The following is a 12,179-nucleotide window of genomic DNA, read 5'->3' on the forward strand; positions in this document are numbered from 1 at the left end:
GATCCCCCTGTTCCTGTTCAGGCCCGCAGCCGCAGGCCGCGGGGCGTCGCGTGGAAACCGGCCGCCTCCAGGGTGCGGCCGAGCACCGAGGTGAGCGCGGACTCGCCGTTGGTGCGCTCCACCGTCAGCCGGCCGAGCGCGCCGTCCCGTACGGCCAGGGCGAGCGCGTCGGCGGCCGCCTGCAACCGCTCCTCGTCCGCGCCGTCGCCTTCGCGGCCGTCGCCCTCCGCTCCGGAGGCGCCGGGCCAGGCCAGCAGCGTCTTGCCGCCGCGCTCCACGTACAGCGTGAGCTCGCCGTCGACCAGGACGACCAGGGCCCCCGCCTTGCGCCCCGGCCGATGGGTCACCCCGGCGGGCTGCTCCGGCCACGGCAGGGCGGCGCCGTAGGCGTTGGCCGGGTCGGCCGCGGCCAGCACCACGGTGCGGGTCTTTTCGTGCCGGGTGTCCTCTCGGTCCCGCGCGTTGCTGATGGCCCGCAGGCGGTCCACGGCACCGTCCATGGCGAACTGCGCCGCGCCCAGCCCCTCCACGACGTATCCGCGGCGCGCCTGGCCGGTCTCCTCGAAGGCCGACAGCACCCGGTACGCGGCCGAGAAGCCGCCCTCCACGCCCTCGGCGGCCACCGCGCCCCGGGTGACCACACCGTGCCGGTCCAGCAGGGTGTGGGTGAGGGCGTGCGCCCGGTGCGTCGCGTCGGGCTCCGCCGCCGGCACGAGGGACCAGCGGCCCGCGGTCGTCGGCGGCCCGCCCCGCGACGCCGTCACCCGGGGCGCGGGCCGGCCGGTACGGGCCGTGAAGGCGCCGTAGCGGCCGCGGGGCACCGCGCGCGGCGCCCGGTGCGCGGTGGAGCCCGCCGTACGGCCGGAGCCGAGCAGCGCGCGCAGCGGCGCGAGCGTGTCGTTGGTCAGCCGGCCCGACCAGGCCAGCTCCCAGACCACCTCGGCCAGTTCCGGATCGGACACCTCGTGCCCGGCGGCGCGGACCTGCTCGGAGACCTGCCGGAAGAACAGCCCGTAGCCGCCCGAGAGCGCATCCAGGACCGCGCGGTGCACCGGGGAGAGCTCCAGGGGCTGCGGCTGCGGCAGCAACAGGGGCGCGGTGTCGGCGGGATACAGCGACACCCAGCCGTCCTTGCCCTGCAGGGCACCGGCCCCCGCCCACACGATCTCGCCCGCCGACGTCAGCTCGTCCAGCATCGCGGGGGTGTAGTCCGCCACGCGGGCGGGCAGGACCAGCTTCTCCAGGGCCGAGGCGGGGACCGCGGCGCCCTGGAGTTGCTCGACGGCCCGCACCAGGCCGTCCAGGCCGCGCAGGCTGTGCGTGCCCACGTGCTGCCACTGCGGCAGGAAGGTGGCCAGCGTGGCCGGCGGCACGGGCTCCAGTTCGTGCCGCAGGGCCGCCAGCGAGCGCCGCCGCAGCCTGCGCAGCACACCGGCGTCGCACCACTCGTGGCCCGCGCCGCCGGGCCGGAACTCGCCCTGCACGACCCGGCCGGACGCGGCGAGGCGGTGCAGGGTGCCGTCGGCGACGGCGGTGCCCAGGCCGAAGCGCTGGGCGGCCTCGGCCGAGGTGAACGGCCCGTGGGTACGGGCGTAGCGGGCCAGCAGATCGGCCAGCGGGTCCTTGACGGGCTCGGTGAAGGCCTCCGGCACACCGACCGGCAGCGCGGTGCCGAGCGCGTCCCGCAGCCGCCCGGCGTCCTCCACGGCGGCCCAGCGGTCCGTGCCCGCGACACGCACCCTGATCGCCCGGCGCGCGCCCTCCAGGGCGGCCGCCCAGCCCGGCTCGGCACCACGCGCGGCCAGCTCGGCGTCGTCCAGCGGGCCCAGCACCCGCAGCACGTCGGCGACCCCCTCGGGGCTCCTGATCCGCCGGTCCTCGGTGAGCCACTGCAGCTCGCGCTCCAGCTCCACCATCACGTCGGCGTCGAGCAGCTCGCGCAGCTCGGCCTGGCCCAGGAGCTCCGCCAGCAGCCGGGAGTCCAGCGAGAGCGCCGCGGCGCGCCGCTCGGCCAGCGGCGAGTCGCCCTCGTAGAGGAACTGCGCCACGTAGCCGAAGAGCAGCGACTTGGCGAACGGGGACGGCTCGGGCGTCGTCACCTCGACCAGCCGCACCTTGCGGGACTCGATGTCGCCCATGAGCTCGACCAGCCCGGGGACGTCGAAGACGTCCTGCAGGCACTCGCGGACGGCCTCCAGCACGATCGGGAACGAACCGAACTCCGACGCCACCTGGAGCAGCTGGGCGGCCCGCTGGCGCTGCTGCCACAGCGGCGTGCGCCTGCCCGGGTCGCGGCGCGGCAGCAGCAGCGCGCGGGCTGCGCACTCCCGGAACCGGGACGCGAACAGCGCGGAACCGCCGACCTGGTCGGTGACGAGCTGCTCGACCTCGCCCTTGTCGAAGGCGACGTCCGCGGCGCCGACCGGGGACTGGTCGGCGTCGTACTCGGTGCCCTGCCGCGCCGGGTCCACGTCGAGCAGGTCCAGGCCCATCAGGTCCGCGTCCGGCAGGCGCAGCACGATGCCGTCGTCGGCGTGCATCACCTGCGCGTCGAAGCCGTACCGCTCACCGAGCCGGGCGCCCAGCGCGAGCGCCCACGGGGCGTGCACCTGGGCGCCGAAGGGGGAGTGGACGACCACCCGCCAGTCGCCCAGCTCGTCCCGGAAGCGCTCCACCACGATGGTGCGGTCGTCGGGCACATGGCCGCAGGCCTTTCGCTGCTCCTCCAGGTAGGCCAGCACATTGTCGACCGCCCACGGGTCCAGGCCCGCGGCGGCCAGCCGGGCCCGGCCCTTCTCCGGATCCAGGGCGGCGACCTCGCGCAGGAAGGCGCCGAGCGCACGGCCGAGTTCGAGCGGGCGGCCGAGCTGGTCCCCCTTCCAGAACGGCAGCCGCCCGGGCACCCCCGGCGCGGGGGAGACCAGCACCCGGTCGCGGGTGATGTCCTCGATCCGCCACGAGGTCGTGCCCAGGGTGAAGACATCGCCCACCCGGGACTCGTAGACCATCTCCTCGTCCAGCTCGCCGACCCGGCCGCCGCCCTTCTTCGGGTCGGCGCCGGCCAGGAAGACCCCGAACAGGCCGCGGTCGGGGATCGTGCCGCCCGAGGTCACCGCCAGGCGCTGCGCGCCGGGCCGGCCCGCCACGGTGTTCGCCACCCGGTCCCACACCACGCGCGGCCGCAACTCCGCGAAGGCGTCCGACGGGTAGCGCCCGGCCAGCATGTCCAGCACCGCGGCGAACGCCGAGTGCGGCAGCGCCGCGAAGGGCGCGGCCCGGCGCACCACGGCCAGCAGATCGTCGATGTCCCAGGTGTCGAGCGCCGTCATCGCGACCAGTTGCTGCGCCAGGACGTCCAGGGGGTTGGCCGGGATGCGCAGCGCCTCGATCGCGCCTTCCCGCATGCGCTCGGTGACGACCGCCGACTGCACCAGATCGCCGCGGTACTTGGGGAAGACCACGCCGGTCGACACCGCCCCCACCTGGTGCCCGGCCCGGCCCACGCGCTGCAGTCCGGAGGCCACCGAGGGCGGCGACTCCACCTGGACGACCAGGTCCACCGCGCCCATGTCGATGCCCAGCTCCAGGCTGGAGGTGGCGACGACGGCCGGCAGCCGCCCCGCCTTGAGGTCCTCCTCCACCTGGGCGCGCTGCTCCTTGGAGACCGAGCCGTGGTGCGCCCTGGCCAGCAGCGGCGGTGCCCCGTGCGCCGCACCGGACTGCGCCATGATCTCCGCGGGCGGTGCGCCCTCGGGCAGGGGCTCGCCCATGGCCCGCTCGTAGGCGATCTCGTTGAGCCGGTTGCACAGCCGCTCGGCCAGACGGCGCGAGTTGGCGAAGACGATCGTGGAGCGGTGGTCCTGCACCAGGTCGGCGATGCGCTCCTCGACGTGCGGCCAGATCGAGGGCCGCGGGTCGTCGCCCTCGGTGGCCGGGGAGCCGCCCAGCTCGCCCAGGTCCTCGACGGGGACGACCACCGAGAGGTCGAACTCCTTCTGCGACGGGGGCTGGACGACCGTCACCTTGCGCTGCGGCGACAGGAAGCGCGCCACCTCGTCCACCGGGCGAACCGTCGCCGACAGGCCGATGCGGCGCGCGGGGCGCTCCAGCAGCTCGTCCAGCCGCTCCAGCGACAGCGCCAGGTGGGCGCCGCGCTTCGTCCCGGCGACGGCGTGCACCTCGTCCAGGATCACCGTCTCGACGCCGCGCAGTGACTCCCGGGTCGAGGAGGTCAGCATCAGGAACAGCGACTCGGGGGTCGTGATCAGGATGTCCGGCGGGCGGGTCGCGAGCGCGCGCCGCTCGGCGGCCGGGGTGTCGCCCGACCGGATGCCCACCCGCACCTCCGGCTCCGGCAGGCCGAGCCGCACGGACTCGTGCCGCAGTCCGGTCAGCGGACTGCGCAGATTGCGCTCCACGTCGACGGCGAGTGCCTTCAGCGGCGACACGTACAGCACGCGGCACCGGCGCTTGGCGTCGGCGGGCGGCGGCGCCGAGGCCAGCCGGTCGAGGGCGGCCAGGAACGCGGCGAGCGTCTTCCCGGAGCCGGTGGGGGCCACCACGAGTACGTCGGACCCGCCGGCGATCGCGCGCCACGCCCCCGCCTGGGCGGCTGTGGGCGCGTGAAAGGCCCCCGTGAACCACGCGCGAGTGGCGGGGGCGAACGCGTGGAGGGCCCCCGCGGGATCCTGCTCCTGCGGGGTGCCCCCGGTGCTCCGTCGCGACATGCCATCCATCCTGCCTCGCCGCACTGACAAACCGCCCGCACTCCGTGAGCGCAGCGCCCTTACCGGGCGGAGGCGGCCGGGAGCGGGGCGGGTGCGGGCGCAGACGGCGGCCGGCCGCGCTGCCGCCCAGCGCCCCTGCTGGCGGCCTTCACCGCTCCGCAGACCTTCGGGACGGCCGCGGGCTCGTGCTCGACGCGCGTGCCGCGGGTCCGGCGGCGGCCGGCGTCGCCCTCCTGCTGCCGCGCCCCCTTCCTGGTGGCCGTCACCGTGGCGGTGGTGGTGACCGGAGCGCCGCGGACCGTCACCGGATGACGGGTTAGTGTGACCGGTCACAAAGGATGCGCGAGTGAGGGGTGGGATTATGGCCGTCGACTCCCTGCCGGTCCTCTCCGACGCGGCCCGCGCCCTCGCGGCGCGCTGCGAGCACAAGGTGAACGAGATCGCCCGCTCCATGACCGTCCGCGCCTTCGCCGACCTCCCCGGTTGCGCCGACCTCCCCGGTTGCGCCGAGCTGCCCGCCGACGTGAAGGACGGGGAGCTGGCCGCCACCGCACGCCACGGCCTGCGGCTCTTCCTGCGCCGGGTCGTCCACGGCACTCCCGCCGAACGGCCGGAGCGGGGCGACCTCGACCGCTTCAGGGAACGCGCCGCCCAGCGCGCCGAGGAAGGGCTGCCCCTGCACCTGGTGCTGCGCGGCCATCTGCGCGGCACCACCGTGCTGTGGCGGGCGCTGCGCGAGGTGGCCCGGCCGGGTGAGGAAGCCGCGCTCGCCGAACTCGCCGACGTCCTCATCGGCATCCAGGAGGACATCGTCGGTGCCGTCTCCGAGACGTACCTGGACGAGCAGAGCACGCTCGCGGCCGAACGCCGTGCGGAGCGCCGCGTCCTGCTGCGTGCGCTGCTGGACGGCTCGCTCCCGCCGGAACGTGTCCCCGCCGAGCGGCTGGGCCTGACGGACGGCGGCCTGGTGCTCGCCCTCCACTTCCCGCCCGAGGACGCCGCCGGCCGCCACCCGGCGGGCGCGCACCGCAGACCGCGCCGCGCCCAGGCGGCGCTCGACCGTGCTTTCGGCACCGAGGTGCCGGCCCTGCTCGACGACACCGGGGGCCACGCCGTCGTCCCCGGGCACCCGGCTCTGCCGGGCGGCGACGACGCGCTGCTCGTCCCGCTGCGCCGCGTCTGCTCCGCGGGCCTGCGCCTGGCCGTCGTCACGGCCGCCGGCCCCGCAGACATCCCCGCCGCCGCCCGCACGGCGTCGGAGGTGCTGCGGGTGGCGCGCGCGGGCGGGCTGCCGCCGGGGCTGCACCGGCTCGACGACGTGCTGCTGGAGTACCACCTGTCACGGCGCGACGAGAGCAGCGACCGGATAGCGGCCCTGCTCGAACCGATCGCGGGCCGCCAGGACCTGGTCGAGACGCTGCGGACCTACCTCGGCAGCCGGCAGGAACGCCGCAGCACCGCACGGCAGTTGGGGCTGCACCCCAACACCGTCGACAACCGGCTCGCCCGGATCTGCGAACTCACCGGGCTCGACCTCGCCGCGCCGCACGGCACGGCCCTGGCACTGGCCGCGCTGCTGCTGCGCGACGCCGCCGGGTGAGCCGGCTCAGACCAGGCGTCCGTACGCCCGCAGGATGAGCAGCGCGTCGAGGGTGACCAGGGGCCGCCATTCCAGCAGCGTGCCGGGCGCCCACGCGGGCCGGCGCGCGGGCCAGCCGCCGTCGTCCTGCTGGGCGGCCGCCAGGAAGTCCAGCGCGCGGTCCATCTCCGCGTCCGTGAACCACTCACGCGCCGGGGAGTCCGGCGTGCGGGCGTAGTCGTAGGCGAAACGGTGCTCACCGTCGGGGGAGCCGGACGGCAGCGCGGGCTCCGGGTGCCGCCCCGGGTCCAGCACGACGAGCCGCTGCTCGCGCACGATCCGTCCCAGCCGCGCCGCCGCCGCCCGGGCCCGCGCGCGGTCGGGCGCGTGGTCCAGGAACGCCATCGCGGCCACGGCCTCGCCGGGGTGGGTCTTGTCCAGCGTCTCGATCGCCGCCCAGCAGAAGTCCGTGGCCCGGAACAGCCAGGCGTGCCACACCTCGTTTCGGTGCAACGTGCCCACCACGGGCGCGGTGGCCAGCAGGTCGCCCGGAGGGTCGTCCACCAGCGGCAGCCAGGGCGCGACCGGGAAGCCGCGCAGCGAGGGGTGGAGCGCGGGCAGCGCGCCCTCCGGGGTCGACACGGCCGTCACATAGCGGCAGATGCGCTCGGCGCGCTGGCCGCCGCACCTGCCGATCTCGTCGAGCACGCGCAGCGCGTGGGCCGCGTGCAGCGGCTGGCTGACCGTGCCGCGCAGATCGGGCTCCAGGGCGTGACCGAATCCGTCGTCGCCGTTGCGGTAGGCGGACAGCGCGGTCTCCACCGCGTCCGCGGGGCCGTTCCGGAAGTGGTACGCGAACCTGCGCTGCTCGAGCACGCGTGCGGTCAGCCACACGAAATGCTCGGCGCGTTCTAGCGGGGTTGCTGGCATGTGCGCACAGTAGGCCTCCGTAAGCGCTCTGCACACAGAAGTGCGTAGGGAGCACCCGGGCGTGCGACCACGCGCCCCCCAGTACGGGTCACAGGCCGACGAAAGTTGACGGCCCGGCGCGCCCCGGACTCAATGTGCCGGAAAACGCGGGGGAGGGGCGTCGTGGACGATCCATCGCGGGTGGCGGTACCGCCCGGCCGAGCCCGGTGGCGATGCGCGCGCGGGCTCCCAAGGGTTTGAATGGGAGGGGGAACCACGACATCGGACGACCGGGTGACTACACACACCGAGCCGGACAACCTCGGCTCGCCGCATGACGGCCGCTGCGCCCTGTTCGTCATCGACGGGCACGGCGACGTCCTCATGTGCACCGGCTCGGTCCGCGAGCTGACCGGTCGGCCCCCCGGGGCGGTGTGCGGACGTCCGGTCGCCGAACTCCTGACGACCCCTGACGCGTGGGCACGCCACCTTCCCGCGGCCGGTGCCGCCGACGCCGAGGGCGATGCCGAACTGCGGCACACCGACGGCACCGCGGTCCCGGTGCGACTGCGGGTGCAGTCGGTGGCCGCGGCCTGCGGGCCGGCCGGCGGCCTGGTCGTGACGGCCACACCCCGCGCGGTGGCGGAACGCCGCAAGGAGGACGAGGCGCTGCTCAGGGCCCTCTTCCAGCAGCGGCACGTGGGCCTGGCGATCCACGACATGGCGCTGCAGACCACCCGGCTCAACGTCTTCCCCGGCGCCCTCGGCCTGTCCGCGACGCTCGACGACCTCCATGTCGATCCCGCGCGCTGGGGCCTGGAGGACGTCCTCCTGCCCAAGGACGCGGAGACCCTGCGCGAGCAGCTCGAGCGCGTGGCCGAGACCGGGGAGCCGCTCGTCGACTGGGTGCACAGCGCCCGGCGCCGGGAGGCGCCGGACGTGAAGCGGCTGGCCTCCTTCTCCGCCTTCCGGCTGCACGGCGCGAACGACCGCCCCGTCGGGGTCGCCGTCATCTTCACCGACGTCACCCAGGAGCACGCCGCCCGCCAGCGCATGGAGCTGATGCACGCCGCCGCCGAGCGCATCGGCCGCAGTCTGGACGTCGCCAGGGTGGCCCAGGAACTCGTGGACGTGCTCGTCTCCCACCGCTTCGCCGACCTGGCCGCCGTCGACCTGACCCACACCGTGCTGATCGGCCAGGAGCCGGGCGAGTTCCGGCTCGGCGCCCCCTTCCGCCGGGTCGCGGTGGCCTCCTCCGACGGTTCGTGGCCCCCCGAGATCCACCCCCGGGGCGCCGGCTTCCGCCTGCGCAGCCTGGAGAGTGACCACCTGCGCCGCGGCGCGGCCGTCTACAGGGCGGATCTGACCTCCTGGCGCGAGGGCCTGGCCGGGGACCTGGAACGCAGCCGGCTGCTGCTGCCCGACGCGGCCACCTCCTTCCTGAGCGTGCCGCTGATCGCGCGCGGCCTGGTGCTCGGCGTCCTGGTGATGTGGCGGACCGCCGCCCTCCCGCCCTACGGCCTCGGCGACGCCGACCTCGCCGAGGAACTGGCCTCGCGGGCCTCCCTGGGTCTGGACAACGCCCGCCGTTACACGCGCGAGCACCGCACCGTCGAGGCGCTGCAGCGCAGCCTGCTCCCGCCGTCGATCACCGAGACCAGCGGGGTGCTGACCGCCGGCAGCTATGTGCCGGCGAGCACGACCGAGGCCGTCGGCGGCGCCTGGTTCGACGTGATCCCGCTGTCCTCCAGCCGGCTGGCGCTGGTCAGCGGAGACGTCACCGGCCACGGCCTGAACGCGGCGGCCACCATGGGGAGGCTGCGCACGGCGGTGCAGACCCTGGCCGACCTCGACCTGCCGCCCGGCGAACTCCTGGCCCATCTGGACGACCTCGTCGTCAGGCTCGGCGACGTCGCCCCGCCGCCCGGTGAGGAGGAGAACGGAACCGCGCGCGGCAGCGCGGTCGGCGCCACCTGCCTGTACTGCGTCTACGACCCCGTCGAGGGCCGCTGCGAGATGGCGAGCGCCGGGCATCCGCCGCCGGTGTACGCCGCGCCGGGCGCCCGCGCCGAGGTGATCGGCCTCAAGCCCGGTCCGGCGCTGGGCGTGGACAGCCTGCCCTTCGAACCGGTCGGCTTCGAGGTCCCCCCTGGCAGCGTGCTCGCGTTCTTCAACGAACCGCTCATCTCCCACCCCGACGGCTCCGCGCGGGAGCGGCTGGACCGGTTGTGCTCGGTGCTGGCGGCGGACCCCACCGGAACGCGCAGCCCCGCCCGGACCGGCCGGGCGATCCTCGAGGAACTCCTCGCCGAGCCGCCCGGCGACGACGTCACGCTGCTCGTGGCCCGCTTGCGCCCCCTGCCGCCCGGATCCGTCGCCACCTGGGAGTTCCCCGCCGATCCCGCCGTCGTGGTGCGGGCCAGGACCGCGGTGGAGAGCCAGCTGCAGCTGTGGGACCTCAAGCACCTGGCGTTCACGACCGAACTCATCACCAGTGAGCTGGTCACCAACGCGATCCGCTACGGCGGCGCCCCGGTCGGACTGCGCCTGATCCGTGACGACACCCTGGTCTGTGAGGTGTCCGACCCGAGCCAGACCCAGCCCCGGCTGCGCCGCGCCCGGCTGTCCGACGAGGGCGGCCGCGGACTGTTCCTCGTCGCCCAGCTCTCCAGCCGCTGGGGCAGCCGGTACACCGCGGGCGGGAAGACCATCTGGGCGGAGCAGCCGCTCTCCGAGTCCTGAGGTTCGCGTCAAGCGTCCGGGCCGCCCGGGTCGCCGGTTCGGGTGGTTCGCACTAAACCTGGGAGCACGATTGTAGGTGGTGCCGCGCGGCGCACCGCGCGTACGCCGACGGAGGTGGTTCCAGTGGCGCACGACGGCCCGCTCCCTTCCCTGGGCGACGCGGAGGCGGCGATCCTGCGTGCCCTTTTCACCCAGTCGCCGGTCGGACTGCACGTCCTCGACCCGGAGCTGCGCGTCGTCCGCGTCAACATGGGCACCCCCGCCATGCGCGGGGTGCGGGCGGAGGACCTCCTCGGGCGGTACTTCCGCGACGCCTATCCCGTTGTCTCGCCCGACGACGTGGAGGAGCGCGTGCGCCGGGTGCTGGAGACCGGAGTGCCCCTGATCGAGGACGTCGTGCGGACACGTCCGATCTCCGGGAACGGCGCGGAGCACTCCTACTCGGTCTCCGTCTTCCGTCTGGAGGATCCGGACGGCACGGTCCTCGGCGTCGCGCTCGCCGTGGTGGACGTGACCGAGCGGGAGAAGGGGCGTGCCCGGCTGCGCGTCCTCAACACGGTGCGCGATCGCGTGGGGCGCACCCTGGACGTGGTGGTGACCTGCGAGGAGCTCGTCGGCGCCCTGGTGCCCGCCTTCGCCGACGCCGTCGTGGTGGAGGTCGTCGACGACGTGGTCCGCGGCGACGACCCGCCACTGTCGCCGCTGCCCCGGGGCACCCCGCTGAGGCGGGCCGCCTTCGGCAGCAGCGCAGGCCCCGGGCAGCCCCAGGCGTACCCGGTGGGCGACGTGCGGAGCCTGCCCGACCCGACCCCGTACACGCAGGCCCTGTCCGACCTGCGTCCGCGTGTCCTGCGGCTGCACGCCGGACTGCCCTGGCTGGCCACCGACCCCGCCCGCGCCCGGGCGATCCGTGCCTCTGGGGTGCGGACGCTGCTCACGGTGCCCCTGGCGCTGCGCGGGACGGTGCTGGGGCTGATCAGCCTCTACCGCGCGGAACGGCTGGAGCCCTTCACCGAGGACGACGTCGAGATCGCGCTGCAACTGGCCGACCACACCGCCCTGTGCATCGACAACGCCCGTCGCTACACCCGGGAGCACAGCATCGCCGCCACGGTGCAGCGGCACCTGCTGCCCCGTCGCCCCGTCTCGCACACCGCGCTGGAGACGGCCTACCTGTCGACGGCCAAAGAGATCGCCGCGGGGTCCTGGTACGACACGATCCCGTTGTCCAGCGCCCGTACCGCCCTCGTCGTCGGGGACGTCGCCGGACAGGGCATCCACGCCACCGCCGGCATGGGCCAGTTGCGCACCGTCATCCGCTCGCTGAGCGCGTTCGACCTGGGGCCCGACGAACTGCTGGCCCGGCTCAACGACATCACGACCCACCTCGCCGCCGAGCGGGCCTCCTTGCCGCCCGCCGACCCGTTGCACCGGGAGGCGCTGACCGCCGCCTGCCTCTACGCCGTCTACGACCCGCTGACCGGCAGATGCACGATGGCCCGCGCCGGTCATCTGGCGCCGGTGATCGTACGGCCGGACGGCAGCGCTCAGATCCCGGACATCCCGGACGGGCCGCGGCTGGGCACCGCAGGGGGGACGCCGTTCGCTGCCGCCGAGCTCGACATCCCGGAGGGCAGCGTCCTGGCCTTCACCAGCTCGCCTGTGCTGTCCCTGCACCTGGCGGGCGGCTCCACCCTGCTCAAGGGCCGCCCGCCGGGGCGGGGCCGTCCGCTCCAGGACCTGTGCGACGAGATCATGTACACGCTTCCCGCGGGCGTCGACCGGGGTGTGCCCATGCTCCTGCTGGCCCGCACGCGCCCCTTCCCCGCCGACCGCGTCGCCGCCTGGCCGCTCGGGGAGGACCTCACGGCGGTCGCCACCGCGCGGGCCCTGGTCCGCGACCGGCTCGCCATGTGGGGAGCGGACGAGGACACCGCCTTCAACACCGAGCTGATCGTCAGCGAGCTCGTCACCAACGCCATCCGCTACGGGAGCCCTCCGATGCGGCTGCGCCTGATCCACGACCGGATGCTGACCTGCGAGGTCCGGGACGCCAGCCCCGCCGCCCCGCACCTGCTGCACGCGCGCACCGTGGACGAGGGCGGCCGCGGGCTGTTCATCATCGCCCAGCTCGCCGAAATGTGGGGCACGCGTTATGCGGAGGACGGCAAGACGATCTGGACCGAGCAGGCCCTCCCCGCGCCGCCACCGGGCTGACTTCG

The 12,179-nt window shown here is 75.1% G+C and carries 5 protein-coding genes and 1 pseudogene; 4 read left to right on the forward strand and 2 right to left on the reverse strand.

Annotated features, from left to right (window positions below):
• Positions 1-17: 17 nt before the first annotated feature.
• Positions 18-4,727 carry an ATP-dependent helicase gene (locus AC3EUJ_RS26165; RefSeq protein WP_431965421.1) on the reverse strand — a complete coding sequence of 1,570 codons (4,710 nt, stop codon included), beginning with the start codon at positions 4,725-4,727 and terminating at the stop codon, positions 18-20.
• A 126-nt stretch (positions 4,728-4,853) separates the two neighbouring features.
• Between AC3EUJ_RS26165 and AC3EUJ_RS26170 the strand changes: the two are divergent.
• Both AC3EUJ_RS26170 and AC3EUJ_RS26175 read left to right on the forward strand, forming a co-directional pair.
• Positions 4,854-5,039, forward strand: a pseudogene (locus AC3EUJ_RS26170) (AzlD domain-containing protein); the annotation flags it as partial.
• Positions 5,040-5,073: 34 nt separating this feature from the next.
• Positions 5,074-6,327: a PucR family transcriptional regulator gene (locus AC3EUJ_RS26175; protein WP_431965422.1), complete on the forward strand. Its 1,254-nt coding sequence runs from the start codon at positions 5,074-5,076 to the stop codon at positions 6,325-6,327.
• 6 nt (positions 6,328-6,333) lie between these two features.
• On the opposite strand, the gene AC3EUJ_RS26180 is transcribed toward AC3EUJ_RS26175, so the two are convergent.
• Positions 6,334-7,236: a hypothetical protein gene (locus AC3EUJ_RS26180; RefSeq protein WP_431965423.1), complete on the reverse strand. Its 903-nt coding sequence runs from the start codon at positions 7,234-7,236 to the stop codon at positions 6,334-6,336.
• A 273-nt stretch (positions 7,237-7,509) separates the two neighbouring features.
• Here AC3EUJ_RS26180 and AC3EUJ_RS26185 point away from each other — a divergent pair, with 273 nt between their 5' ends.
• Together AC3EUJ_RS26185 and AC3EUJ_RS26190 are read left to right on the forward strand one after the other, a co-directional pair.
• The gene (locus tag AC3EUJ_RS26185; protein WP_431965425.1) at positions 7,510-9,957 is read left to right on the forward strand and encodes an ATP-binding SpoIIE family protein phosphatase; all 2,448 of its coding nucleotides are present in this window, start codon (positions 7,510-7,512) and stop codon (positions 9,955-9,957) included.
• 123 nt (positions 9,958-10,080) lie between these two features.
• Complete coding sequence (locus AC3EUJ_RS26190) at positions 10,081-12,174, forward strand: SpoIIE family protein phosphatase (RefSeq protein WP_431965427.1); 2,094 nt, start codon at positions 10,081-10,083, stop codon at positions 12,172-12,174.
• Positions 12,175-12,179 lie beyond the last annotated feature (5 nt).

This window comes from Actinacidiphila sp. bgisy160 (assembly GCF_057707815.1).

Excerpts from the sequence above, each read along its gene's own strand:
- AC3EUJ_RS26165 (WP_431965421.1), bottom strand. The coding sequence starts at position 4,727 with ATGTCGCGACGGAGCACCGGGGGCACCCCGCAGGAGCAGGATCCCGCG.
- AC3EUJ_RS26180 (WP_431965423.1), bottom strand. The coding sequence starts at position 7,236 with ATGCCAGCAACCCCGCTAGAACGCGCCGAGCATTTCGTGTGGCTGACC.